Raw genomic sequence first — 24,649 nt, 5'->3', positions numbered from 1 at the left:
TTACTATTTATATGAAGAAGGTTGGTTGAAGTGGTTAAGGGATTTGTGAGCGGGAGTTTTGGGCCTTTGGTGCTGGCTGTTTTAGGCATTGCCGGAGCTGGCGGTTTTTTGTTTTATTATTCTGGTTTATATTTGCCCTGGATGCTTGGGCCGCTGTTTTTCGTTATGGCTGCGAAGATGAAGTTCGGCAAATTCATGCAGTGGAACAGCAAGCTGAGAAATGCCGGCCTGATTATGCTTGGCCTTCAGCTGGGAAGTTCATTTACCAGTGATTCTGTTGCCCAGATGGCGAAATATCTGCCTGTCATGTTTTTTACAACAGTTATCATTATTTTATTTACGGTTCTGACTGCTATTTTTTTAATGAAAAGAATGAAGCTTACATTAAATACATCTTTATTAGGGAGTTTTCCTGGCGGGCTTTCCCAGATGGTAGTGTTAAGCGAGGAAATTGAGGATGCGGACGAAAGTATTGTCGCATTTATGCAAACGCTTAGGATTATACTCGTGATTTCTATTGTGCCCTGGCTGGTTGTGCATGTAATGTCTGCACAGCCTTCTACAGGCGCAGCTTCTGCCCTTGTCCACAGAAGCACATTCAGTTTTCATTATAGCTGGATGCATGCAATCCTAATGGCTGCCGTTTTTTCATCTATAATTTTTTTCGGCAAAAAAATAAACTTTCCGCTTCCTTTTATGCTTGGACCGCTGCTGACAGCAGCCGCCTTCAATTTAACAGGCTTTGAAGCTCCGCAAATACCGGTGTTTTGGCTGAACCTTTCACAGCTGCTGATCGGTGCTCATCTCGGTTATACTCTAAAGGTAAATAATCCGAGGCTGTTCCGGAAAATGTTCGGGATGATTTTTGTCATTAATGTTTTACTGATTGGATTTTGCTATTTGGTCTCATACGGTCTCAAAAATTATCTGTCACTGCCAGTCAACGAGCTTTTTTTAAGCCTGGCACCGGGAGGAGTGGCAGAAATGTCTGTGACTGCCCTTTCTGTTCACTCCAATGTTTCGATTGTGACCAGCTTTCATCTATTCCGGATTTTATTTATTTTATTTCTGCTTTCTCCTGTAATGAAGTTTATTGCAGGCCGAAGGAAGAGAGAGCAACTCGAATAGTTCTGTTTTGCAGATATAGCGTGCTCACTGTGCAAAAGACGGAGAGCTGCAGAAAGAAAAAACGGTTTTCAGATTTTTACGGCCTAATTCGTTTTATAAGCCGGCGAGGACGCAGCTGGTCCTTGCTGGCTTTAAATTTTCTTAATTTTCAGGGATTTGGGAGGAAGGACATGAAACAGGAATTTGAACATTGGAACAACCGTGAAGATATTTTAAGGCTTATTAAACGGCTTGTTGCCATTCCGAGCATTTCCGGTACGGAAGAAGAAAATGATATGGCCTCTGAAATATTGGCCATTTTAAAGGAAATACCCTATTTTAAGGAAAATCCATCCATGATTTTTGAAGAAAGCATTGAAAATGATTCTTTAAACAGAAAGACTGTCGCAGCTCTATTAAAAGGAAAGCAAAAGAGCAGACATCAGAAAACAATCATTCTCCTCAGTCATTATGATGTAGTGGGTATCGAGGATTATGGCTATTTAAAACCATATGCATTTGATCCGGACAGGTATACAGAAATGCTGAAATCAGAAGCATTGCCTTTGGATGCTGAAAAAGACCTAAGCTCTGGGGATTGGCTGTTTGCCAGGGGCATTATGGATATGAAGGCGGGGCTTGCCCTGCAGATTGCATTGATTTCTGAATGGAGCCAAAGCGAGGACTTCGAAGGAAATCTCCTTCTTTTAGCTGCACCAGATGAGGAGAGAAATTCTGAAGGAATGTTTGCAGGCGTAAAGCTGTTAACAGCTTTAAAGGAGAAATACGGGCTGCACTATGAACTATGCTTTTGCTCTGAGCCGTCTTTTTCGAGTTTTCCTGGTGATGAATCCAAATATATTTATCTTGGATCTGCCGGCAAACTGCTTCCGCTCATTTTCTGCACCGGTAAAGAGACACATGTAGGGGAGCCCCTGGAAGGAATTAATGCATCATGGATGGCAAGCGCTTTTACCATGAATATGGAGCTTTCCCGGCATTTCAGAGAGGAAGTCAGCGGAGAAAAAAATCCTTTGCCGACAGCATTGAAGCTTGCTGATTTGAAGGATCATTATAATGTGCAGACACCGGCCCATGCTTATGTGCTTTACAATATTCTAACCCTTTCACAAAGTCCCCAGGAAGTGATGGATAAATTGGTAGTAACAGCAAAAAAAAGCTCTGAAGATATATACAGAAAACTGCAAACTGCTTTTCAAAGTGAAAATGTGGAGAAAAATGAAGCAGACCTTCATATGCTTAAACCTGCTGTGTATACATATTCCGCTTTATTTTCATTAGGATTGGAAAGGTACGGAGAATCTTTCAGGGATGAAATGCAGCATTGCTTGAATCAGGCAACGAATCCGGATTTTGATTATAGGCAGCTCACGATTGAACTTGCCAAAACTATCAGCGGATATTTTACTGATCTTGCACCGTTTTACTTGATTCTATTTGCACCCCCATATTATCCGCATGTTACTTTAAATGGACAAACAGCCAAGGAAGACAGGCTGCTTGAGCTCGCAGAAAAAACAGTCATGCAAACGGAAGAAAAATTCGGCGTAAGCTTGAAGACAAAGAATTATTTCACAGGGTTATCGGATGTCAGCTATTGCCGTTTGATGGATGCCGATAAAGTCATTCCTGTTTTGGAAAAAGAAATGCCGCTCTACGGCAGACGGTATCATGTACCGCTGTCAAAAATAATGGATCTTGATATTCCCTCAATTAATATCGGTCCATATGGAAAGGATGCACACAAACGGACTGAGCGCCTTGAAATCCCTTTTTCAACTGAAGTTATGCCAGCAATAATGAAGGAATTCTTAAAAGAGGTACTTTCAGCTGATTTTTGACAGATTATGGCCCGCCCCCCAGGTTTAAGTGGCAAAACTTGAAACAACTATTAACAGTGATTTATATGGAGGGCGTGTTTAACATTGCTCATTTTTAATTTGGAAAGAGGTTAGAAAAATCAGCAAAACATCTACAGGAAGGACTGGTATGAGTGGAATATATTATCCGGGAGATGCAGATGGAGGATATTAGCCAAGTACAGCATGTTGCTAAAACAAGCTGGAATAGCACATATCAAGGAATCATTCCTCTTGAGATTCAAGAAAGTTTCTTGAAAACAGCTTATAATGACGAGATGATGCAGAAACGATTAGAACATTCATTGTTTTGGGTTGCAGAAGTGAATGGGGAAATTGTAGGCTTTGCAAACTTTTCTGCTATAAAAGAAGAAGGCAAAACGGAACTCGCAGCAATATATTTAAACCCTGAATATCAAGGCAAGGGCATTGGCACTGCATTACTAAATGAAGGAATTAAACAATTAGATGGTGTTAAAGAGATTTATATCGATGTAGAAAAAGACAATAACATTGGAACAAGATTTTACAAGGCAAAAGGGTTCAAAATTGTTTCCGAATTTGATGATGACTTTGATGGACATATCCTAAAAACAGTGAGAATGGTTTTTAACGTATAGGCTATGTTAATCAATAGTTTGATATTTTTAGAGAAAAGAAAAGTGACCTTATAATAGGGTCACTTTGATAATTAAAAGCTCTTTTTTGCTGTTTTAATATACTGTATTAATATTGCAGTTCCTGCAATGTTCAAAATTATGCTTGTTCCGAGTGAAACTGCCCATAATAAGGTTGGCATAGATACTGTTAACGATAACATTAAGAAAGTAATGCCTATCAAGACAAAGATAAGACCCATAAACATTTTGTTCACTTTAACTGCCCCTTTTTCTAATTCTATTTTAACAATATTCACCTAATTGTGGTAATGATTACTTGGATAAACCTTTACAAATTACAAGAGTCAGCCTTCAAAAGGGCTATTAAACATAGCCAAAGTATAAAACCAAGCTGGAAAGTTACAGCTTTACAAGGATATACTAAATAAATGTTCATATTATCTGAATCACCTGAAAAAAAGGTTTTGAAACTAAAAACGGTGGTATAAAATAAAAAACAGCCAACTTTGGAGCTGGCTGCATAATTAAAATTATAATCGTCTGGCACCTATGAATTTGGATCTCCAGTAGGATGTTTTAAGAGAATCTATGCTTACACCCTTGGATGTGGAGGCATGGATAAACTTGCTGCCGCCAATATAGATTCCTGTATGTGAAGCGCCTCTTTTGGATTTTATGGTTGAAAAGAAGACGATATCACCTTTTTTTAGGCTGCCTTTGCTTACATATTGACCTGTTGAAAAAATTCCCGAGGCGGTTCTCGGCAATATCTTGCCGGTAGCATTTCTATAGGTGTAGCCAACGAAGCCTGAGCAGTCAAAACCGCTTGGAGTCGTTCCTCCATACCGATAATGAACCCCTATGTATTTTTTTCCTTCCTGAACTACTTTTTCAGATGAAAAGGCTGCTTCTGCCCTGCTGGAAGGAGCAAGCAACTCTAAAAACAAACTTAGTATAATCACAGCGGCGAATAATACCTTCTTCATGTGGTTCCTCCGAATGCTTAGAAAGACTTGCTCTTTCCTTTGATAAATTTAATATAGCAAATATAGGTAATTAGTAGGGTTACAGGCCTATTAAGTTTTATTACAAAAATATGACAAAATATTCATACATGTAATGGATTCGACATATTTATCTAAAAACTCAAACTATTCATAGAGCATATCTCTGATAACTTGTTACTTGCCAGAGGCATTGAGGATACATTTCGATAATTCCCACTCAATGCCGGGAAGAAGGAGAGATAAAGATGGACTTTGCAGGAATGGTCTCTGAAGAAAGAATCAAAAGAGCAATGGCTGAAGGTGGATTCGATCACCTGCCTGGTAAAGGGAAGCCTCTCGTACTTGAAGATCTTTCAGCAATTCCGCCAGAGCTTAGAATGGCATACAGCATGATGAAAAATGCCAAAATGCTGGAATCTGAGGAAAAGTACCGAAACGAGCTGCTTACAATTGAGGAATTAATCGCCTGCTGCCATGATCCGGAGGAAAGGGAAAAATTGCAGGCAAAGCTCAATCAAAAACTGCTTCATTTCAATAAAGTAATGGAGAAAAGAAAGGTGACAAACAGTTCCTTTTTCAAGAAATATGAAAATAAGATTGCCAGCCGTTTGAGAGATTGAATGAGAGCCCATGACAGGGCTTTTTTTTTGCTCTCTTTGTCTGTTTTTAAGGAATATGTTTCCCGGGACATATTTGTTGGACAGAATTCATGTTAATTCTCGTAAATATGATAAAATCACTCATAATTTCTCTGTCATTACCGATATAACAATAAGAGTTGAGAAGATTAAAAATGAATGGGTGAGTAATATGGATATATCGTCAATCATAGGGCTTTTGCTGGGGATCATTGCAATTGGTGTCGGGATGGTGCTGAAGGGTGTTAGTTTATCAGCGCTGGTCAATCCGGCAGCTTTTTTAATCATCATTGCAGGGACCATTGCAGCTGTTGCCACCGCATTTCCTTTATCTGAATTAAAAAGGCTTCCAAAGCTTTTCAAAATTCTTTTTACAGAGCAAAAACTGACTAAACCTGAAGAATTAATCCGCACTTTTTCTGAATGGGCAGTCGTGGCCAGAAAAGAAGGGCTGCTTGCGCTTGAAGGAATTGCCGAGCAGGTAGAGAACCAGTTTTTGAAAAATGGTCTAAACCTTGCTGTTGAAGGACAAAGTGCTGATTATATCCGGGATATCTTATCAGAAGAAATTGATGCGATGGAAGAAAGACATCTTTCAGGTGCAGCCATTTTCAGCCAGGCGGGCACATATGCACCGACTTTGGGCGTACTTGGCGCGGTACTCGGGCTGATTGCGGCTTTAAGCCATATGGATAATACAGATGAACTCGGTCATGCCATTTCAGCAGCATTCGTTGCTACCATGCTAGGAATTTATACAGGCTACGTATTATGGCATCCATTTGCCAATAAGCTTAAAAGGAAGTCCAAGCAGGAGGTTCAGCTGAAGGAAATGATGATTGAAGGAATTCTATCTATCATTGAAGGAGAAGCACCAAGGACCATTGAGCAGAAGCTTACCTCATATCTGCCTGCCGAAGACCGAAAAAAATGGCTGGAAGGCGAAGTGAAGCAGGATGCCTAAGAAACGGAAAAAGAAGCATCATGATGAACATATGGATGAGTCCTGGCTCGTGCCTTATGCAGATATCTTAACACTGCTGCTTGCTTTATTTATCGTTTTATTTGCTTCAAGTTCAGTAGATGCCACCAAGTTTCATCAGCTGTCAAATGTCTTTAATGAAATTTTTACCAGTGGATCTGGTGTCATGGATTACTCCAGTCCAGTAGCGGAAGAAGTTGCATCAGTCTCTGAGAAAAACTCTCCATCAAATGGCATGAAGCAAGCTGCTGAAAACGGCGGCCTTGGAAAACAGGATCAAAAAGAGCTTTCACAAATCCAGCAGAAGCTCAATGAATATATTCAAAAAAATAAACTGAGCAGCAAATTAAGAGCCTCATTAACTGATGAAGGCCTGCTTGTCACAATCCGCGATAATGTATTATTTGACTCAGGCAGCGCAGAGGTGCGTAACCAGGATGAAAAAATATCCAGAGAAATATCAGATCTGCTTGAGATGAATCCTCCAAGGAATATCGTCATCAGCGGCCATACGGACAATGTTCCGATTCAAACGTATCAATTCAATTCCAACTGGGATCTAAGTGTCATGAGGGCAGTGAACTTTATGAAGCTTCTATTAAATAATAACAAGCTGGATCCTGCCATGTTCAGTGCCAAGGGATACGGGGAATTTAAGCCAGTTGCTTCCAATGAGACGAAGGAAGGGCGTGCAAAAAACCGCCGTGTAGAAATACTGATTATGCCCCGGACAAGTGCTGCAGGCAATAAGTAACTTCTCAGTGTGATGGTTAGCTGCTCTTTAATAAAGGAAAAAAATAAACTCGGGACTGCCAATCCATTTTGTAAAGCAAAAAGAGCTTGCAGAAGCAGAGAGGACTCATCATGGAAAGGGAATATATTAATGTAATGGAAGAAATCGTTGTGGCTCTGGTGCAATTTTTGATGACAGGAACAGAGTACCAGACCTTTTGCAAATGTTCGAAATGCAAAACAGACATCATTGCTTTAAGTTTAAATAACCTTCCCAATCACTATGTTACAACAGAAGAAGGAAGAAAAAGAGTAATGGAGCAGCTGAATACTTTGGATAACCGGAAATGGATTAATAAGCGGATTATTAAAGCCATTCATGTGGTTGGAAAGTATCCGCAGCATGCTGAAGAAAAAAAACTAAACGTGACGTAGCATTTTAATATATGGAAAAAAAGAAGCCCTTGAAGCATCAGGGGCTTTTCTGATTTGGTTAAACCTTACCTGCTTATTTCCGGTGGGGTAGCCGAATTGAAGGTGTCATTCACCTTCCGCTTTGAACACGAATTGAGACTTATAGATTTAGCAAAACTCTTGTTTTGCTCACGCCAGTAAGTTTATTTTCCCATTGTATTTTATAGCGGAGACACAATTAAGCGGTAAAAACGTTTACTAATATTAAATAAAAAGGATGATTAATATGAGGAATATTTGGGAGGATTTAGAAGTCGACTTTTATAGACTGAAAAAACTAGACGGAAATGATTTAGATAAAGCTGAAAAATTTTTTGGAGTGAAATTCCCAGACGAATATAAGGAATTACTTAGCTTACAGAACGGTGGATATTTAAAGTTCCCTGCTTTGCCTGTGAATTTTACTACTGATTCAGTTCGTGATTTTGTTTTTATTGAATACTTAAATGGTGTTAAAGAAAATCATGGGATATATGAGAGTACAGAGACATTAAAAGATTGGGGTATTACTGAAGAGAATTTAATAGCGTTAAGTGGAGATGGTCACAGCTGGATTGTTCTGGATTATAGAAAAAGCTCTGATAATCCAGTAATCACATACATTGAAGTCGAAGAGGAACGTATGGAAGTAATAGCGAATTCTTTTAAAGAAATGATAGAAAAGTTATTTTATCCGGCTTAAGTTCATTAAAAAGGCCCCTTTAATTAGTATCCTTTCTAAAGGAAAACTAAAAAAAGGTCAAACAGCCTTAAGAAGGTGATCTCTGTATTGTACAGGGGTCATTTTTTTATCCCTTAGAGACGTGTGGTGATTATGTAATATCTATCCTTGTTGAACTCATGCTTTATTCAGCTAATGTTTTACAACTCTTAATATCTGCATCGGCTTCAGCTGAAACATCATAGCACATAACAAAGTTTTATTAACTTAATATGTGGATATAGATACCATAACTTTCATTTTAAGGAATAATAAGACTTTCCGGGCAGGGAGGTAAGGCAATGAATCTGAAGAAAAATGTTTTAATTATCGGCGGCGGTGTTGGCGGTCTGACGCTTGCCATCAAGCTTGCCTCGTGCAAGATTGATGTGGCCATAACAGAACGTCTTGAGAGGGCAGATCATTTATATAAAGGAGAATTGCTGCAGCCTAAGACTCTGCAGATCCTAGATGGGATCGGTGTGCTGCAGGAGGTTCTTGACTCCGGCCAGAAGCTTCCTGTCATAGAGCTTAAAGAACTAAAAAAGGATCGTGATGGAAGCTATGAGAAGGTCAGTGAATCAATGATGGATTATCGGGTGATTCCTGAGCCATATAACTATTCTGTGATGATTCATCACGAAAAGCTTAAGGAAATATTAAAAAAGAAAGCGTTATCTTCTCCTCGTTTTGAATATTTCTCACCTGCATCCTGTAAAGGCTATTTAGACGAAAAAGCGAGGGTGATTTTGCAGGAAGATAAAAAAGAGCTGCTGATCGATGCAGATTTTTATATAGGCGCAGAAGGCAGAAAGTCGGTAACACGGGATGAAATGGATATGAAAATTGAGCAGAATGGCTATAACCACCACTTTCTCACTGTCACATTTCCGAGGCCGGAAACGATGGTGAACGGGAAAATCATATCCACACGCAAAGAATTCCTGGGGCTTTTTCCTTTGCCGGATAACCAGGTCAGAACCGTTTTCCTGATTCCTGCAGGTTCATTCAAGGCTTTGAAGGAGAAGGGAATTGAAGCTCTTCACGGGGCATATACCGGCCTTTGCCCTGAGCTTGATGGATATGTGCAGCATCTAAAGGACTGGAAGAAAGTTCAGTTAATGATTCCGGTATCCTATCATGTTCCAGCGTATATAAAAAACAACTTTGCGCTGATAGGCGATGCGGCACATACTGTGCATCCGATGGCAGGTGAAGGAATGAACATGGCCATGCAGGATGCAGACACACTTGGCGAACTATTATGCGATATGTATGCCGCCAATAATTTAGATAATGAAAACCTGAAGTGGTATCCTTATGTCCGCCAAAAGAGAGTAAAGAAAATTCTTGAGCTTAGCCATCTATCGGCTCTTGCCTATTCCTACCCCCTTAGAACAGTCTTTTGGTTAAGAAGAAAGACCCTGAAGAGGATGGAAAAGGATGGCTTTCTTCATTATAAACAAATGCTGAATATTTCAGGCCTTGGTATCTGGAATGAAAATCTTTATGACAGAATCATTCAGCTCGGGGGAGCACCGCTGCGGAAAAAGGAAATGGATGACATCCGGAAAAATGCCTCCTTTTTCAATGTCCATGATGATTATCCCTGGAAGGAAAGGATTCGTGAGGGAGGTTCGCTATGATTAAAGAATATATGAGGCTGCTGAAAGCAAGGAATTGGATGAAAAAAAATGAACCATTTCTGTATAGCTGGCATGTGTATGTCGGATATGAACTGGATCTTTTCCACAAATTCCGTTTTCCTGTGTCAGTGAACAAAATTGCCATGGAAAACTCCTATCAAAAAGAGCTTTTTCAGCAGTGGGTGGATGTTGGGATAGCTGTGAAAAATCTGAAGGAAGGCCGGGATGGAGCGATTAAAACCGCCAAAAGGTTCATGATCCCGGACAGAAAAGACAACCCGCGCTCGACAGGCATTATTTTGAAAGAAATGATGGAGCTGCATATCCCAATCCTGCTGACTTACCCGAATCTAATCAAAAGCAACGAAAAAAATATCTTTGACCATAAAACACATGGACAAACTGTTGCGCAAACTTCTTCCCTGCTTGAGCAGCTTGCTTTTCCTAAATTCCTTAAATTAATCAAAAAGAACCATTATCACTCTGTCCTTGATATCGGCTGCGGGCATGCAGGCTATTTATCAAGACTGGCAAAATATTTTTCCGATATTAAGATGACCGGCATTGAATTGAACCAGGAGGTTGCTGCTTCAGCACAAAAGAGATGTGAAAACCTGGCCAATATACAAATTGAACAGGCTGATTTTAAGGAATTTGAACCAGCTGGCCATGTGGATTTCATCATGATGAATAATCTGCTTCATTATATTGATCCAGCTGAACGTGCAGGGGTCCTGAAGAAGGTGTCAAGGTGGGTAACAGAAAAAGGACAGATTGCCATCATGACTCCAATTGGAAAGGATGAAAAAGGAGCTCAATTCTCCAGTGCGTTCAACAGCTTTTTTTCTGCTTTTGAAAATTTGTATCCTGTTCCATCTGTGAGAGATATGAAGAAAATGGCCGAGTGTGCAGGTTTGAGAATAGCGACTTTCAAACCTATCATTAGAGAAGGGGGATGGTATCTGGTTACACTGGAGAATAAGAAAGGTGAAAAGTAATATCATTTTTCGGAATATTTAAACATTTATTCTGAGAGTACTGAAGGGTTTATGAAATGGCATAAAGGGAACTATTACAGTGAGTTCATTAATTCAATTAATTCAATTAGATGAGGAGATGGATGAATATGAGTAAAAAGATTGCTTGCGTTGTGACAGATATGGTTGAGGATTCAGAATATACAGAACCAGCCAAAGCTTTTAAGGAAGCTGGACATACTGTTGTCACCATCGAAATGGAAAAGGGAAAAACAGTAACAGGCAAGAACGGGGAAGCAAAAATTACGATTGATGAAAGCATCGATTCAGTAAATCCTTCAGATTTCGATGCACTATTTATCCCAGGCGGAAGTTCTCCTGATGCGCTGCGCGGGGATGATAGATTCGTAACATTTGCCAAATCCTTCATGGATGATAAAAAGCCTGTATTCGCCATCTGCCATGGACCACAATTGCTGATTACAGCTAAAACTCTTGACGGCAGAACTGCTACAGGGTATAAATCCATCAAGGTAGATATGGAAAATGCCGGCGTAAACTTCAAGGACGAAGAAGTGGTAGTCTGCGGCAACCAGCTTGTTACAAGCCGTACGCCTGACGATATCCCTGCTTTTGTCCGTGAATCTCTGAATTTACTTAAATAAGTCATATGTAAAATCCCGGCAGCCTGCCGGGATTTTTTGTCGTGGATCCAACCGGGAGTGCCGGCCGGAAGGAGGAATTATCAGGTTAAATTGCCTAATTAATTCATATCCGCGTTTTTTTGATATAGAATATAAATAGCTCTAAAGAAAAAGGAAGTGTCACGATTGATTGTATTAAAATCTGAACGGGAAATCCAGGCTATGCATGAGTCAGGCAAGTTATTGGCATCCTGTCATAAAGCATTGTCCAAACTAATTGTGCCGGGAGCAACTACTTGGGAAATTGAAGAGTTTGTTGAGGATTATTTAAAAAAACATGGTGCCAAGCCAGAACAAAAAGGCTATAAAGGCTATGAATATGCAACATGCGCGAGCATAAACGAAGAAATATGCCACGGCTTCCCAAGGAAATCGGCTCTAAAAAGCGGGGATATCGTCACTATTGATATGGTTGTCAATTATAATGGGGCTTTATCAGATTCAGCCTGGACTTACAGTGTAGGTAAAGTCACCAAAGAAACAGAAAGGCTTTTGCATGTGACCAAGGAAGCACTTTATAAAGGGATAGAACAGTCCATAGCCGGCAACAGAATCGGCGATATCGGCCATGCCATCCAAACCTATGCAGAAGGAGAAGGCTTTTCTGTGGTCCGTGATTTTATTGGCCACGGAATCGGAGCTTCCATACATGAAAGCCCCGAGGTGCCGCACTACGGACTTCCTAATAAAGGAGCCCGGCTGAAAGAAGGAATGGTGTTCACCATTGAGCCCATGATAAATGCTGGTACCTATAAAGCCGTCAGACATGCCAATGGATGGACTGCTTCAACTGCAGATAATAAAAATTCTGCCCAATACGAGCATACAATTGCCATTACAAAGAATGGCCCCTTGATCTTAACTGATCAGGACTAAAAAAGGGAAGGCTGCCAGTTCAGTCTTGACCAGCATAAAGTACTCCTTAAAAAGCCGGCATTCACTGAATGCCGGCTTTTGTTTTAAATGTATAAAGAGTGCCTGCTTACTTTACTGGCCTTTCTAGGGAAAAGATTTCTTCTTCCAAGCTATTCATCCGGTCTTCAATAATGCGCTTTGCATCCTTTATTCCTTCGTTATAAATAAAAGGAGCTATCTCGCGGAGTATGAATTGCAGATGATTTTCTGCAGCGAATTCTCCGATTTCCTCTCCTTGTTCCTGATAAACGTATTCCTGGATGCTGCGGATCATGGCTTTCTTTTTTTCCAAAGGAAATTGAATAAACATATGATTCCCTCCACTTTCATTAATCGGGCTTTGTTTATCGTACAATAATGATTGTTTTACTATGCTGATTGGTGTGAAATAGCTTTGCAGGCGAGCAACATGGCTAGCGTGAGCGGAAAATCAGCACGGAAGTTTATAATCATATAGTTTTAAAAAGAGGTGTTTAAATAGCTGTCAAGAAACCACTCAGTAAAAAGAGAACCGCTTATCGGGAACACAGGTATGGTGCCGCCTGAAAACTCTTCTGCCGCATGAAGCATCTGCGGCCACGCCAGAATGGCTTCTATTGAACGTAATTCTTTAAGCAGGCGCAGGTCTTCTTTATCCCGTATCAAAACTGCTTTTGGAAATTCCTCATTTTTATATCCTTCAACGATGATGATGTGAGGATGGAATAAGCTGAGGACTTCAATTAATTTGCTCAATCTATTGTCTTTATTGATATTTGCAAGAAGCTCAATAGTTCCTTCACCTTCAACCAGTGAAGCGATGGCACCCGAATGAAAATGCTTATGAGAGTCCTTCTGCAAAGGGAAATCGGGTTTCCCGCCATGTCCATGATGCTTTAAAACAGCGGCTTCGAACTGATTGGCACGCAGTTCTTTAATCAATGCTGAAATGATAGTGGTTTTGCCGGAGTTCTGGAATCCGGCAAATTGGAAAATCACTGGTTTTACCAAGGCCAGCTGCTTCCTTCCTGATCCTCAAGCAGAAGAATCTCCACTTCATCTCCTTTAGTGAAACCTCGGGTTCCGCCCGGCAGAACGGCCAGAGAATTGGCTCCTGCAAGACTCATGACTATACTGGACTTGTCCTTTCCGCTTGGAGCGGCAATGAGCCTTCCATTTTCAAAGTAATAGCGGGTACGTACAAGGCGTGTAAAAGGATTTGCTTTTGTAAAGTCGCTTCCAAGCAGGGCCTGCTCTTTTCGCAAATGAGGTTTTTCGCAAAACAGCATGGTACGGATAATCGGCCTTGCAAATAATTCAAAACCCACATAGCAGGCGGAAGGGTTTCCGGACAAGCCAAACAGGATTTTATTTTCAAAAGAAGCTACTGTTGTAACGCTTCCCGGACGCATTCCTACTTTATTGAAAAGCACCTGTGCACCAAGCATCTGATATATATCAGGAAGCAGGTCATAATCGCCAACTGAGACTCCGCCGGTAGTAATAAGGAGATCCACCTTGCTAAGGGCCTCTTTGATTGCCTGATAGCTTACATCCAGCTCATCGGCCAGTTTTCCGAAGTATATAAATTCACCGCCGGCCCTTGTTATTTGCGAGGAAATCATATGTGAATTGCTGTTCCTGATTTTCCCTGGCTCAAGAGCCTCGTTAACGTCAAGCAATTCGGATCCTGTCGCAAATAGCCCGATGACCGGTTTTTTTGCGACAGGAACAGAGTCATAGCCAAAGGTTGCAAGAACAGCTTTGATGCCTGGATTAATCTTTGTTCCTTTTTTGACGAGCATATCCCCGACTCTTGCATCTTCCCCTTTAAAAGAAACATTTTCGCCCTTTTTAATGGAACGCTTAAATGTAATGAATTTTTTACCGTCTAATTCGGATTCTGAGGTAAGCTCCAGCATGATCACTGCATCGCATTGTTCAGGCATTTGTGTGCCTGTCATAATACGTACAGCCTGGTTTGCTCTTACAGGCATGCTTGGAACCATGCCTGCTCCCAGCTCTTCAATCACTTCAAACGTAAGAGGGTAATCCAGGGAGCCGGAAGAGGTGTCTTCCGAACGCAAAGCAAACCCGTCATATGGAGAACGGTTAAAATGCGGAACATCATGGGTCGCTGTAATATCCTCTGCTAAAAATCTTCCTTCTGAATCGGCCAGTGAAACATATTCCTTTTCACCCGCTATTTTTTTTTCCATGACTAACTTGACTGCCTCGGCTATACTGATTGGTTTCCTTCGTTCTGCCAAACTTTTTCAGCTCCTGTTTTTGTGAATGATATGTCCTGATTATGCAGGTTATTATATACACTATATCAAAATCATTACTCCCATGACACGTTCACGCACTTGAAGTACCCAAAACGAATCAGGCTATAGAAAAACGCATCTTACCAAAAAAAACACTCTTTAATTAGAGTGTTTTAGAAAAATTATTAATTCCGCAATTTTCCAAGTTCTTCAGCAATGGCTTCCATTTCATTTGGGCTGAAGGTGCTTTTTTTCATAACCATTGCGTAAATTTCATGCAGTTCTTCATACATATCACCGTTAAAATGGGACGGCTTGATGGCACCGATATTCATGACCTTCAGCTTTTCTTTGATAGCTTCAATCATAAATTCTACATTGCCGGCTGTGTTTTTTGATAAATCCATGGATTTCACCCTTTCATGCACTCTTACAAGTATTCTAATTTTTTCATGATTGTCCTGATAAGTCAATGAAAACTCTCAGCTGGCATGAATACAGTCAAGCCTGTGGCGAAAAATTGGCGGCCTGCACATGCTATTTTCTGTTTTTAAGGAAACACTAATACCATAGGCCATTTTTAACAGGCCTAGCTTGTTTGCTTATGAATAAAAATGAGTTGACTATATGAAAGAATATTTGAAGAGAAAAGGATGCTGTTCAAAGGCAGCATGCATCATAAGAGGAGGATGGAAGATGGAAAATTACGCTGGGAATTACCAAGGTACAGGGAAAAGCTGGTTTTTTCAGGGGATGTTTTATGGAGCCATGGCAGGAGCGGCCGTTAGTTTATTGAATCAAAGTACAAGGCAATCTGTACTTCAGGGAAGCAGGCAATGCATGAGTAGCATGAAGGGATTTTTGAAAAATCCCACTCAAACTTTGAACCAGATAAAAGAAGCAACAGGGAATATGCGTGCTGCCATTGAGAAAATAGCGGATGACGCAGCTTTCATTTCTGAACGTGTAGAAGAAATGAAGGCTATTCCGCCTCAGGTTGCGCATGTTGTGAAGGAAACGAAGGAAGCATTTGCAGCCGATCAAAATGAGCATACACCATCTTCTTACGGAGGCAGTGAGAATGCATCACGCAGTATGTAGACTGCTTGCAGGATGCAGAAGGTGAGGGAAAAGGACACTATATGGCAAGCAGGAAAGAATGGATGAAAATTCCTTACTATAAGGAATTGATAAGGCGGTTAATGGGGGATGATGTATCAGGATTGGCAGCACAGCTGGCATATTTCTTTTTGCTTTCTCTGTTTCCGCTGCTGCTTTTTTTAATGGCTCTGCTGCCATATTTGCCAATATCCCAGGATGATATCCTGAATTTGATTCGGGGCTATGCGCCTTCACAATCCATGTCTTTGATAGAGGATAATCTTAGGCAGGTCATGAAGGGAAATGGCAAACTCCTGTCATTTGGCATTATAGCAACAATTTGGTCGGCATCTAATGGCATCAGTGCCATTGTACAGGCATTTAACCGGGCGTATGATGTGAAAGAGACCAGGCCTTTTATTACAGCAAGGGCAATGTCAATACTATTGACAATTGCCATGGTCATTGTATTTGTGGTTGCTCTTTTGCTTCCTGTATTCGGAAGGGAGCTAGGATATTTTTTATTTTCCAAGCTTGGATTTTCAGGGCAGTTTTTTGCATTTTGGAATTCATTAAGATGGCTCATCAGCTCGGCCGTTTTATTTCTTGTTTTCCTGATACTATACCTGATTGCTCCAAACAAGAGGCTTAAATGTGTCAGCGTTCTTCCTGGGGCTATTTTTGCCACTGCAGGCTGGAGCATTGTCTCGCTCGCTTTTTCTTTTTATGTCAGAAGACTTGGGCATTACACAACAACTTACGGAGGACTTGGCGGAATCATTGTGCTGATGACCTGGTTCTATCTGACTGGGCTGATTTTAATCATTGGCGGTGAAATCAACGCCATGGAGAGCGTCCGGAAGAAACCAAATTGTGAGTAGTATTCCAGCTGTTCCTTGATTTTTTCACACACGTTTTATCAAATACTAAAGCTGATGGAAACATCAAAGGAGGCTCTTTTATGGCTAAAAAAGATGGCAGTACAAAACAAAAAGGCAAAAAAAGCCCTAAACATAAAACTTCCGGTTCTGCGAATGGCAGAAACGGATATCACTAACTGATAAAAGAACCAGTGAATTTTTCACTGGTTCTTTTTATGCAGCAGTTTTACTTTATTTTTCCTAATTTCAATAATCGGAGGCTGTTCAAAATAACAAGAATCGTACTGCCTTCATGCCCGATGACTCCATAGGGGAGATCCAGAAACTGAAGGAAATTGGATAAAATGAGCAGCATGATTACACTGATTGAAAAAATAACATTTTGTTTGATGATTTTATTCATTTTCTTGGAAAGCCTCACCGCTTCTGCTAAGCGGGGCAGGTCGTTCTTCATCAGTACCACATCTGCCGTTTCAAGGGCTACATCGGTGCCTTCTCCCATTGCGATGCCGACAGAAGCTGTAGCTAATGCCGGGGCGTCATTGATGCCATCTCCAACCATGGCCACTGTTCCAAACCGTGCCATAAGCTTTTTAATTTCATCTACTTTTGTTTCCGGCAGGCATTCTGATACATACTCAATAATATGGCTTTCATCAGCGATCGCTTTTGCTGTTTTTTCGCCGTCCCCTGTAAGCATGACCGTGTAGATATTTTCTTTTTTTAATTCTTCCATGGCAGCGGCTGTTTCGTCCCGGACAATATCCTTCAGGGTGACAATGCCGGCGATGCCAAGCTCATCCTTTGCAAAAACAATTGTTTTTCCCTGCTGTGCAAGAGTAAGGGAAATAGAATCGTGAAAGGCTTCCGCATCTTTTTTTCCGACAAAGTCTGCCCTTCCGATTTTCCAAAGTGAACCATCCATATAACCCTGCACACCGTTCCCTGAGATATCCTCCATGGCGTGCGGTTTTGCCAATTGTTTCGTGACCGCTTCTTTGGCGTATTTAACGATGGCAGATGCCAATGGATGATTGGAGTAATTTTCAATGGATGCAACAGAATATAAAAAGTCTTCCTCATTAAGATCTTCTCTGATTATTACATCGGTCACCACAGGCTTACCTTTTGTAAGCGTTCCTGTTTTATCCAGGGCAATTGCCTTCAGGTTGCCTAAGTTTTCAAGATGAATGCCGCCCTTAAATAAAATACCGTGCCGCGCTCCATTTGAAATAGCTGAAAGGGTAGCGGGCATAATGGAAGCGACCAGGGCGCATGGAGATGCAACCACTAGCAGGATCATGGCACGGTACAGTGTTTCATTCCAGCTCCAATGTAAAAGGAAATGGGGTAAAAACATCATAGCGAATACTGCGAGCAGCACAACCTTCACATAAGTTCCTTCAAACTTCTCTATAAACAGCTGAGAGGGCGATTTTTCGCTTTGAGCAGTTTGGACGAGTAAAATAATCTTTTGGAAAAGCGTTTCACTGCTTGGTTTGGTAATTTCAGCAGTAATCGTGCCGCGCAGGTTTACAGTCCCGGCAAATATTTCATCATTAATAGTTTTCATTAAAGGAATGGATTCACCTGTAATGGCAGCTTCATCAATATTTGTCTGCCCTTCTGTAATGACTGCATCGGAGGGAACTCTCTCCCCAGGCTTCACGATAATGCGGTCGCCCACATTAAGTTTTGCCACAGGAACTCTTTCTTCAATTCCGCTTAATGTAATCCGAAGTGCTTCTTCAGGCTGAAGATTCATTAAGGAGGATATTTCCTTGTGGCTTTTATTCATCGTATAAGTTTCAAGCGCACCGCTTACTGCAAATATGAAGATTAAAATAGCGCCTTCTGTCCAATAGCCGATGATGCTGGAACCTATGGCTGCAAGAATCATCAGCATTTCTACATTTAATTCCCTATTTTCAATGGTTTCCTGAATGCCTTCCTTTGCTTTAGCATACCCGCCGATTATAAAAGCAAAAAGGTATGTGACAATTGAGGCGGTGTTTAAATCAGTCTTGGCAAGCAGCCAGCCGGCCAAAATCAGTATACCGCTGAATAAAGCGCAAATGAGTTCAATATGAGGTCTTGCTTTTTCCAATAGCGAGCTGTTTTTAACAATAGGCTTATCTTGCTTTAATACATTTGTTTCTGCAGACATAGTATCCCTCCAAATATTGTCAAACATTTTATCATAAAGTCATGATTGATATTTACACCGTTTTCCTTTTAGCGGTATGCTCGGGCGCCTATAGAATAGGAATGTGCGAAGATGTTTCTATACCGATATTTTTATTTAATTGAGAAAGATACTCAGCATCAATGCCCCTATAAAATGACGAAAGCTGCCATCGAAGAGCGATGACAGCATAAAACATAAATGAATGGATAATATTCTTTTTCCTGCTTTTATAATATCATATTTCATGTTAGAAATTAAAGGTATTTGACCGCAGATAGCAGGGAATTCAGCAATTTAATTATTGAGTTATTGTTGACTCGGAATGATTATGCGCCCCGGAGTTTTTTTTGAAAGATATAACGGCGAAAAAAATCATAAGAAGCATAAAACTAATCACAAAGAAAAAGCTTCCTTTGAAAAATTGTATGACGATTCCTCCGATAAATGGACCGGAAATGCTTCCGAAGCTGAAGAAAATTCCGCATAAAAGATTTCCTGTAGGCAGCAAATTCTTGGGCAGCAAGTCTGCCATATAACTGATGCCGAGAGAAAAGGTTGATCCTACCATCATGCCTGACAGCAAGAAGCATAAAAAAAGCCCAAGGGGGGAGGCGCTCAGAAACCCGGCTGCTGTAAAAATGAAGAAGCCGGCAAGAAGAACGAAAAGTAAGATTTTTCTCCTTCCATAGCGGTCGCTCATCATTCCAAGCGGAAGCTGGGAAATCAGGCTGCCTGCAGCAAATGCGGGAACAATAATGGAAACCTTGCTGAGATCAATTCCTTCCCTAAGTGCGTAAACAGGGAAATTCCCATTAAGCGACGCTTCAAGAAAACCATATCCAAAAGGAGGCAAAAATGCGACCCAGGCATATCTGCTGACCTTTGAAAATCGTTTCATCGTACTTAGAAAGGAAGCAGTTTCAATTTCATGATCATGATCCGGACGCTCATTTTTCAGTAAAAAGACAGTAAACCAAGTTAAGAGGCTAAGAGCGGATGAGATGATGAATGGCAATGCTTCATTAATTTCCAGAAGCTTTGTCATAAGCGGGCCGACTGTAAAACCAATGCTGAAAAATAATCCGTAAATGGATATATTCCTGCCGCGCTTATTCTCAGGCGAAACTCCAGTGATCCATGTTTGTGTGGCAAAATGCAGCATATGGTCACCAATGCCAATGCATACCCTTAAAAAGAACCAAAACCAAAAAGACTTCCAGACCGGAAAGAGTGCCAGAGAAATGATGACTGTCAGCCCGCCGGCGAGAATCAGGGGTTTATAACCGAATCTGCGGAGGGGATTCTCCATTAAAGGAGAAACCAGTAAAATTCCTGCATATAAGGCAGTTGCATTAAGTCCGTTCATGGAAGAGCTGACCCCATCATGTTCAAATATGACTGCAATAATCGGAAGCAGCATACCCTGTGAAAATCCTGAAATTCCAACGATACTTACCAAAACGGCAATTAATAATTTCTGGTTCATAGCATTTCTCCTAATATAATTTACACTAATGATGTTACATGGATAATAGGTGATTAGGCAAGAGATATTAGGGTATAGAAATTTATCCGCTTCAATGAGATGAAACTTTCACTTTGAGAGATTGAGAATAAAAAAGAGGAGGGTGAAGACAGGGGCATGTGAAGAATTAAGCCAATTACGATACATATAAGGGAAAAAGGTACAAAAAATAAAAAAAACAGCATTAAAGAAGTGAGGATATAAGATGGGGAATAAATTCTTTATGATTTTGCTTGCAGCAGGTCTTCCGCTTTCAGTTGCGGGCTCTCTGCTGGATTGGCCGAGTGTAATTATGTTTATTATCTACTGCTTGACAATCATCTCTCTGGCCAGTTTTATGGGGAGGGCAACAGAAAGTCTTGCCATTGTAATGGGGCCGAGAATAGGCGGGCTGTTAAATGCCACCTTTGGAAATGCAGTTGAGCTGATCATTTCCATTTTTTCTTTAAAAGCGGGGCTTATTGGAGTAGTTCTTGCTTCTTTAACGGGTTCCGTTCTTGGGAATTTGCTCCTTGTCGCAGGTTTGTCTTTCTTTCTTGGAGGAACAAAATTCAAAAGGCAGAAATTCAATATTTTTGATGCCAGGCATAATGCGGGATTGCTGATTTTTGCCGTAGTTGTGGCATTTGTGATTCCTGAAGTGTTTTCCATGAGGATGAAGCAAACAGAAACGATGACATTAAGCATCGGAATCTCGATCATTTTAATTCTTCTGTATTTGGCTGCACTATTCTTTAAACTTGTCACGCATCGCGGTGTATACTTGCCGAACAAAGAAGAGGGAAATGCAGCCGAAGAGGAAGAAGAACCGGAGTGGAGCAAAAAGACGGCAATGGCTGTACTGGCTGCCTCAACCGTTGCAGTAGCTTATGTTTCAGAAAACCTTGTACATACCTTTCATACAGTTGGTGAGGCATTCGGGTGGACGGAATTATTTATCGGGGTCATTATTGTGGCAATCGTGGGTAATGCAGCGGAACATACTTCGGCCGTACTAATGGCTCTGAAGAATAAAATGGACGTAACGGTTGAAATTGCTGTCGGCTCTACCCTGCAGGTGGCAATGTTCGTAGCGCCGGTCCTAGTGCTTGTATCACTGCTTTTCCCGGATACCATGCCATTGGTATTTTCGATGCCTGAACTGATTGCGATGATCACCGCTGTTTTTCTATTGATCATGATATCCAATGACGGGGAAACAAACTGGTTTGAGGGGCTTACCCTTATTGCCGCATATATCATCATGGGCATTGGCTTTTATCTGTTATGAAGGCGCTGCTATACTTGCCTGCTTATATCCGCCTATAACACTCAATCCGCACGCGGGTAGAGAGGTGCAAGCGGAATTTCCCAGCAATAAAAAAATGACTCTGCCTAATACATTGCAGAGTCATTTTTATGTTCCATTATCTAACGTTAAGTACATACAGTCATCCAAAATTATCATCATTCTTTTTTGCCGGAAAAGCGATTCAATAATTCTAGAATGCTCACATCCTTTTGCTTATGGTATAAAAAGATCAGCGAATTCGTTTTTATTCCTGTTAGCCTGTTATCGTGTTCTTGCGATAAACATTCCTCCCTTTAACTAAGGTGTGTTTGAACGATTTCGCCTCCTTGCTGTTAAGATAGTTTTAGTATACAACATAAATTAAAAATTGTAAATATTCAGAACTTTACAATTTTGTTACAATGAAAATATTTTTGACCTCCAGCATCTGTGCATAGAATGCCATTGCAACGAGAACGATAAGTAACAATATGATAACCTTCTTCAAAAGGAGCGCACACACCATGAAAAGAATAATAAATGTACTATTACTTAGCTTACTTATCTCGTTGGGACCTGCAGCCATTTCTGCAGAAAGCAAACATGCTGAAGACTATACAGTGCTGCAGCAAACTAAGGTGCCGCAGTCTGTGCTGAACATTGCCAAGGAAAATACCTATCCAAACCCGGCTCAGGATCTTCCTTATTTGCAGCCAAGTTCACTGGCCAAGCAATTGACGTCGGCAGCAAAAGTTAAAATTGAAAACCCTGAGCTGATTCACATGCTGAATGAATCAGCAATTGCCAAGGCACCGCTTGCATTTGGCTACCGGGCGACCATTTATTTGGGGCATTGGGCGCTGAATTATCAGTCCGCGGAAACCTCACCTAATTGGGATTATCAAAAAATAAATACCAATTACTTTGATAATCGCGGAAATACCGATATTTACAAAATTCACTACGTTCAAGAAACCCAAAAAACAGTACGCGGAGGGCTTACAGCTAAGATTCCTTCCGCGGAAGATGTGCAAAAGATGATGCTTTTGAAGGCCATCGAGAAAACAGGTTTGCCGCTATCCTTTGAAACCATCATTGGTGCCGGAACGAAAAAAGATCAGGTGTATAATATTCCGCCAAGCAGGCTTGGTTATTTGAATGCCTACGCATCGGCCGTGAACGAAAAAGGAAAAATTACGTATGGTGAAGTGTACCTTGTGCTGAAAGGAAGCAAAAAGCAGTTAATGGTAAAAAATATTACCTCTCAGGGAATTGGCGCCTGGATTCCTGTACATGATCATTTGTCCTTTAGCTTCACAGCGGCTGTACAGCCAAAATAAACTAAATCGCCCGCCCCGCGAGGGGACGGGCGATTATTTGATTAAAGAGCACGGTTTGTTTTTAGATATTTGTCTTCATACTGCGAAAATCAGTATTTGCATAGTAAGCATTTTTTACAAGTACGTTAGGGCCAAGGCATCTTACTGAAGAACAGTGGCAATTAAGCTGAGCGGCAAGCTTCGAGTTCATCCATGTTTCATAAGACTGGGACAGAGGGCTTGTTGTTATATTGCCAAGTGAAGGAGCGTCTCCGAAATCTGTTACAATGACTTCTCCTGTAAATATATTTACGTTAAGGCGTGAGCGTCCATCCGGATCATTTCGCACAGTCACTTTTTTCGAACTATATAGCCTCTTAAGCAGTTCGAGATCTTCAGGTTTGCTGCTGCACGGATAAAACGGCAAAGTTCCAAAGAGCATCCACACATCTTCATTTCTGATATCGAGTAAATGATGAATGGCTTCCCTGGTCTTTTCCAAAGGCAGGGTTTCAAGAGCTGATGCAAAATCGCTAGGATACATAGGATGAACCTCATGTCGCTGACATCCCATTTCTTCGGTGATTTGTTTATGTATGTGCTCAAGGTGCGGCAAGGTTCGCTTGTTCAGCATGGTTTCTGCTGAAACAAGAACTCCTGCCTGAGCCAGGGAACGTGAATTTTCAATCATTCTATAAAAAAGCTTAGCTCTTTGCTCGCGAGTCGGCTTTCGATCCATCATGGCGAAGCCGCCATCAATAAAGTCATCCAGCGTACCCCAGTTGTGTGAAATATGAAGAACATCGAGGTAGGGGGCAATTTCCAAATAACGATCAAGATCAAGAGTCAGATTTGAATTAATCTGGGTCCGGACCCCTCTGCTTCGCGCATATTTAAGCAGGGGCAGCACATAATTCTTTACACTTTTCAGTGATAACATAGGCTCGCCGCCCGTAATGCTTAAGGACCTTAACGCCGGAATTTCTTCAAGACGTGATAAAAGGAGTTCAAGAGGAAGGGCCACTGGATCTTTAGGCTGCAGTGTATAACCGACAGCACAATGTTCACAGCGCATATTGCAAAGTGTGGTTGTAGTGAATTCCACATTTGTCAGAGCCAGCTTGCCATACTCTTCAATATCCATATATGCTTCCCATGGGTCATGTTCAGGTGTGATAGGGTTTAAAAGGTTTCTTTCTGAAAGTTTCATTTTTTTATCTCCTTACTTTTTAGCACTCAATTATTATGGTAAAGGCGGAGAGGAATGTCAATGAATTAAAGTTAAACCTTAAAGCTTTCTAATATGGATTGCACTTTTTGCCTGATTTAGGTAGGATAAAGTGAAACTTCCATCGATGGGGGAAACACGATTAGCAGGATACAGAGAAACTATAGACAGAAGGAGACTGCAATATGGGAAAACCAATACAAAGCAAAGACGGACAGTTAAAGTACCTGAAGGAGCGCCTGAATATGTTTATGGAGGTACTGGAAAACATTGACCCTGAAAGCACGGAGCTGGATGACATCGACCGATTGATTGTTATCATTGATGAGCTTGAAACAAAAATTGAACAATTCAAAACACGTGAAGAGTAGGCTCTTCATTTTATGATATCCATGCTCAGAACATGCGAAACCCTTGTGAAGTGCCGCAAGGTTTTTCTTTTTGGCTGTTTTCGTCAACTTGGCTGTTATGAAACAATGTGACTGATTTCCGCCCCAGACAATCCC

The 24,649-nt window shown here is 41.0% G+C and carries 26 protein-coding genes; 17 read left to right on the top strand and 9 right to left on the bottom strand.

Features of this window, described 5'->3' with window-relative positions:
- The first annotated feature begins 30 nt into the window (after positions 1-30).
- From BM126_RS17590 to BM126_RS17580, 3 genes are all read left to right on the top strand, one after another.
- A complete protein-coding gene (locus BM126_RS17590) occupies positions 31-1,128 on the top strand; it encodes an AbrB family transcriptional regulator (protein ID WP_177201480.1) in 1,098 nt (365 codons plus the stop codon).
- Between the two features lie 170 nt (positions 1,129-1,298).
- Positions 1,299-2,969: a M20/M25/M40 family metallo-hydrolase gene (locus BM126_RS17585; protein WP_090990734.1), complete on the top strand. Its 1,671-nt coding sequence runs from the start codon at positions 1,299-1,301 to the stop codon at positions 2,967-2,969.
- 152 nt (positions 2,970-3,121) lie between these two features.
- Complete coding sequence (locus BM126_RS17580) at positions 3,122-3,607, top strand: GNAT family N-acetyltransferase (RefSeq protein WP_177201479.1); 486 nt, start codon at positions 3,122-3,124, stop codon at positions 3,605-3,607.
- A 71-nt stretch (positions 3,608-3,678) separates the two neighbouring features.
- Here the strand turns inward: BM126_RS17580 and BM126_RS17575 are convergent, their stop codons facing one another.
- Positions 3,679-3,903 carry a hypothetical protein gene (locus BM126_RS17575; protein WP_256213169.1) on the bottom strand — a complete coding sequence of 75 codons (225 nt, stop codon included), beginning with the start codon at positions 3,901-3,903 and terminating at the stop codon, positions 3,679-3,681.
- Between the two features lie 234 nt (positions 3,904-4,137).
- Positions 4,138-4,593, bottom strand: coding sequence for a C40 family peptidase (locus BM126_RS17570; protein WP_090990732.1), 456 nt, complete (start codon positions 4,591-4,593; stop codon positions 4,138-4,140).
- A 266-nt stretch (positions 4,594-4,859) separates the two neighbouring features.
- On the opposite strand from BM126_RS17570, the gene BM126_RS17565 reads away from it, so the two are divergent.
- The 9 genes from BM126_RS17565 (at position 4,860) to map (ending at position 12,343) form a co-directional block, all read left to right on the top strand.
- The gene (locus BM126_RS17565) at positions 4,860-5,234 is read left to right on the top strand and encodes a DnaJ family domain-containing protein (RefSeq protein WP_090990731.1); all 375 of its coding nucleotides are present in this window, start codon (positions 4,860-4,862) and stop codon (positions 5,232-5,234) included.
- A gap of 190 nt (positions 5,235-5,424) precedes the next feature.
- On the top strand, positions 5,425-6,216 hold the full coding sequence (gene motA / locus BM126_RS17560; RefSeq protein ID WP_090990730.1) for a flagellar motor stator protein MotA: 792 nt from the start codon (positions 5,425-5,427) through the stop codon (positions 6,214-6,216).
- Positions 6,209-6,988: a flagellar motor protein MotB gene (gene motB, locus BM126_RS17555; protein WP_090990729.1), complete on the top strand. Its 780-nt coding sequence runs from the start codon at positions 6,209-6,211 to the stop codon at positions 6,986-6,988. Before motA ends, motB begins: the two co-directional genes overlap by 8 nt.
- Before the next feature lie 110 nt (positions 6,989-7,098).
- Entirely contained in the window at positions 7,099-7,401 is a 303-nt protein-coding gene (locus tag BM126_RS17550; RefSeq protein WP_256213168.1) for a late competence development ComFB family protein, read from the top strand.
- A gap of 265 nt (positions 7,402-7,666) precedes the next feature.
- Positions 7,667-8,122, top strand: coding sequence for an SMI1/KNR4 family protein (locus tag BM126_RS17545; RefSeq protein WP_177201478.1), 456 nt, complete (start codon positions 7,667-7,669; stop codon positions 8,120-8,122).
- 320 nt (positions 8,123-8,442) lie between these two features.
- Positions 8,443-9,786 (top strand): FAD-dependent monooxygenase, encoded by a 1,344-nt coding sequence (locus BM126_RS17540; protein WP_090990727.1) that lies wholly within the window; start codon positions 8,443-8,445, stop codon positions 9,784-9,786.
- Positions 9,783-10,784 (top strand): class I SAM-dependent methyltransferase, encoded by a 1,002-nt coding sequence (locus BM126_RS17535; protein WP_090990726.1) that lies wholly within the window; start codon positions 9,783-9,785, stop codon positions 10,782-10,784. The genes BM126_RS17540 and BM126_RS17535 overlap by 4 nt, the downstream gene beginning before the upstream one ends.
- Before the next feature lie 128 nt (positions 10,785-10,912).
- Entirely contained in the window at positions 10,913-11,428 is a 516-nt protein-coding gene (locus tag BM126_RS17530) for a type 1 glutamine amidotransferase domain-containing protein (RefSeq protein ID WP_071351626.1), read from the top strand.
- A gap of 165 nt (positions 11,429-11,593) precedes the next feature.
- The gene (map, locus tag BM126_RS17525; protein WP_090990725.1) at positions 11,594-12,343 is read left to right on the top strand and encodes a type I methionyl aminopeptidase; all 750 of its coding nucleotides are present in this window, start codon (positions 11,594-11,596) and stop codon (positions 12,341-12,343) included.
- A gap of 106 nt (positions 12,344-12,449) precedes the next feature.
- Here map and BM126_RS17520 read toward each other — a convergent pair whose 3' ends face one another.
- The 4 genes from BM126_RS17520 to BM126_RS17505 all read right to left on the bottom strand — a co-directional run bounded on the left by BM126_RS17520 (position 12,450) and on the right by BM126_RS17505 (position 15,038).
- Entirely contained in the window at positions 12,450-12,692 is a 243-nt protein-coding gene (locus BM126_RS17520) for a DUF2164 domain-containing protein (RefSeq protein ID WP_090990724.1), read from the bottom strand.
- Positions 12,693-12,841: 149 nt separating this feature from the next.
- Positions 12,842-13,372 carry a molybdopterin-guanine dinucleotide biosynthesis protein B gene (gene mobB, locus BM126_RS17515; RefSeq protein WP_177201477.1) on the bottom strand — a complete coding sequence of 177 codons (531 nt, stop codon included), beginning with the start codon at positions 13,370-13,372 and terminating at the stop codon, positions 12,842-12,844.
- Complete coding sequence (glp, locus tag BM126_RS17510) at positions 13,366-14,631, bottom strand: molybdopterin molybdotransferase MoeA (RefSeq protein WP_090990722.1); 1,266 nt, start codon at positions 14,629-14,631, stop codon at positions 13,366-13,368. Before glp ends, mobB begins: the two co-directional genes overlap by 7 nt.
- A 185-nt stretch (positions 14,632-14,816) precedes the next feature.
- Complete coding sequence (locus BM126_RS17505; RefSeq protein ID WP_090990882.1) at positions 14,817-15,038, bottom strand: DUF1128 domain-containing protein; 222 nt, start codon at positions 15,036-15,038, stop codon at positions 14,817-14,819.
- Positions 15,039-15,327: 289 nt separating this feature from the next.
- Between BM126_RS17505 and BM126_RS17500 the strand changes: the two genes are divergently transcribed.
- Positions 15,328-15,732 carry a hypothetical protein gene (locus BM126_RS17500; RefSeq protein ID WP_090990721.1) on the top strand — a complete coding sequence of 135 codons (405 nt, stop codon included), beginning with the start codon at positions 15,328-15,330 and terminating at the stop codon, positions 15,730-15,732.
- 62 nt (positions 15,733-15,794) lie between these two features.
- The gene (locus BM126_RS17495) at positions 15,795-16,613 is read left to right on the top strand and encodes a YihY/virulence factor BrkB family protein (RefSeq protein WP_090990881.1); all 819 of its coding nucleotides are present in this window, start codon (positions 15,795-15,797) and stop codon (positions 16,611-16,613) included.
- 226 nt (positions 16,614-16,839) lie between these two features.
- On the opposite strand, the gene BM126_RS17490 is transcribed toward BM126_RS17495, so the two are convergent.
- Together BM126_RS17490 and BM126_RS17485 are read right to left on the bottom strand one after the other, a co-directional pair.
- Positions 16,840-18,780 (bottom strand): heavy metal translocating P-type ATPase, encoded by a 1,941-nt coding sequence (locus BM126_RS17490; RefSeq protein ID WP_090990720.1) that lies wholly within the window; start codon positions 18,778-18,780, stop codon positions 16,840-16,842.
- 319 nt (positions 18,781-19,099) lie between these two features.
- Positions 19,100-20,287: an MFS transporter gene (locus BM126_RS17485; protein ID WP_090990719.1), complete on the bottom strand. Its 1,188-nt coding sequence runs from the start codon at positions 20,285-20,287 to the stop codon at positions 19,100-19,102.
- A gap of 244 nt (positions 20,288-20,531) precedes the next feature.
- On the opposite strand from BM126_RS17485, the gene cax reads away from it, so the two are divergent.
- Together cax and BM126_RS17475 are read left to right on the top strand one after the other, a co-directional pair.
- The gene (gene cax / locus BM126_RS17480; RefSeq protein ID WP_090990718.1) at positions 20,532-21,596 is read left to right on the top strand and encodes a calcium/proton exchanger; all 1,065 of its coding nucleotides are present in this window, start codon (positions 20,532-20,534) and stop codon (positions 21,594-21,596) included.
- Positions 21,597-22,120: 524 nt separating this feature from the next.
- Positions 22,121-22,936 carry a YfkD famly protein gene (locus BM126_RS17475; RefSeq protein WP_090990717.1) on the top strand — a complete coding sequence of 272 codons (816 nt, stop codon included), beginning with the start codon at positions 22,121-22,123 and terminating at the stop codon, positions 22,934-22,936.
- Positions 22,937-22,997: 61 nt separating this feature from the next.
- Here BM126_RS17475 and yfkAB read toward each other — a convergent pair whose 3' ends face one another.
- Positions 22,998-24,125 carry a radical SAM/CxCxxxxC motif protein YfkAB gene (gene yfkAB, locus BM126_RS17470; protein ID WP_090990716.1) on the bottom strand — a complete coding sequence of 376 codons (1,128 nt, stop codon included), beginning with the start codon at positions 24,123-24,125 and terminating at the stop codon, positions 22,998-23,000.
- A gap of 203 nt (positions 24,126-24,328) precedes the next feature.
- Between yfkAB and BM126_RS17465 the strand changes: the two genes are divergently transcribed.
- On the top strand, positions 24,329-24,514 hold the full coding sequence (locus BM126_RS17465) for an SE1561 family protein (protein WP_071351615.1): 186 nt from the start codon (positions 24,329-24,331) through the stop codon (positions 24,512-24,514).
- The last annotated feature ends 135 nt before the right edge of the window (positions 24,515-24,649 follow it).

Source organism: Bacillus sp. OV322 (assembly GCF_900112495.1).
Lineage (GTDB): Bacteria > Bacillota > Bacilli > Bacillales > DSM-1321 > Peribacillus.
Note: the sequence above shows the minus strand (reverse complement) of the source record. Positions and strands in the feature narration are given on the sequence as shown.

Excerpts from the sequence above, each read along its gene's own strand:
- BM126_RS17585 (WP_090990734.1), top strand. The coding sequence starts at position 1,299 with ATGAAACAGGAATTTGAACATTGGAACAACCGTGAAGATATTTTAAGG.
- BM126_RS17570 (WP_090990732.1), bottom strand. The coding sequence starts at position 4,593 with ATGAAGAAGGTATTATTCGCCGCTGTGATTATACTAAGTTTGTTTTTA.
- BM126_RS17565 (WP_090990731.1), top strand. The coding sequence starts at position 4,860 with ATGGACTTTGCAGGAATGGTCTCTGAAGAAAGAATCAAAAGAGCAATG.
- motA (WP_090990730.1), top strand. The coding sequence starts at position 5,425 with ATGGATATATCGTCAATCATAGGGCTTTTGCTGGGGATCATTGCAATT.
- motB (WP_090990729.1), top strand. The coding sequence starts at position 6,209 with ATGCCTAAGAAACGGAAAAAGAAGCATCATGATGAACATATGGATGAG.
- BM126_RS17550 (WP_256213168.1), top strand. The coding sequence starts at position 7,099 with ATGGAAAGGGAATATATTAATGTAATGGAAGAAATCGTTGTGGCTCTG.
- BM126_RS17545 (WP_177201478.1), top strand. The coding sequence starts at position 7,667 with ATGAGGAATATTTGGGAGGATTTAGAAGTCGACTTTTATAGACTGAAA.
- BM126_RS17540 (WP_090990727.1), top strand. The coding sequence starts at position 8,443 with ATGAATCTGAAGAAAAATGTTTTAATTATCGGCGGCGGTGTTGGCGGT.
- BM126_RS17535 (WP_090990726.1), top strand. The coding sequence starts at position 9,783 with ATGATTAAAGAATATATGAGGCTGCTGAAAGCAAGGAATTGGATGAAA.
- BM126_RS17530 (WP_071351626.1), top strand. The coding sequence starts at position 10,913 with ATGAGTAAAAAGATTGCTTGCGTTGTGACAGATATGGTTGAGGATTCA.
- BM126_RS17520 (WP_090990724.1), bottom strand. The coding sequence starts at position 12,692 with ATGTTTATTCAATTTCCTTTGGAAAAAAAGAAAGCCATGATCCGCAGC.
- BM126_RS17505 (WP_090990882.1), bottom strand. The coding sequence starts at position 15,038 with ATGGATTTATCAAAAAACACAGCCGGCAATGTAGAATTTATGATTGAA.
- BM126_RS17500 (WP_090990721.1), top strand. The coding sequence starts at position 15,328 with ATGGAAAATTACGCTGGGAATTACCAAGGTACAGGGAAAAGCTGGTTT.
- BM126_RS17495 (WP_090990881.1), top strand. The coding sequence starts at position 15,795 with ATGAAAATTCCTTACTATAAGGAATTGATAAGGCGGTTAATGGGGGAT.
- BM126_RS17490 (WP_090990720.1), bottom strand. The coding sequence starts at position 18,780 with ATGTCTGCAGAAACAAATGTATTAAAGCAAGATAAGCCTATTGTTAAA.
- BM126_RS17485 (WP_090990719.1), bottom strand. The coding sequence starts at position 20,287 with ATGAACCAGAAATTATTAATTGCCGTTTTGGTAAGTATCGTTGGAATT.
- cax (WP_090990718.1), top strand. The coding sequence starts at position 20,532 with ATGGGGAATAAATTCTTTATGATTTTGCTTGCAGCAGGTCTTCCGCTT.
- BM126_RS17475 (WP_090990717.1), top strand. The coding sequence starts at position 22,121 with ATGAAAAGAATAATAAATGTACTATTACTTAGCTTACTTATCTCGTTG.
- yfkAB (WP_090990716.1), bottom strand. The coding sequence starts at position 24,125 with ATGAAACTTTCAGAAAGAAACCTTTTAAACCCTATCACACCTGAACAT.
- BM126_RS17465 (WP_071351615.1), top strand. The coding sequence starts at position 24,329 with ATGGGAAAACCAATACAAAGCAAAGACGGACAGTTAAAGTACCTGAAG.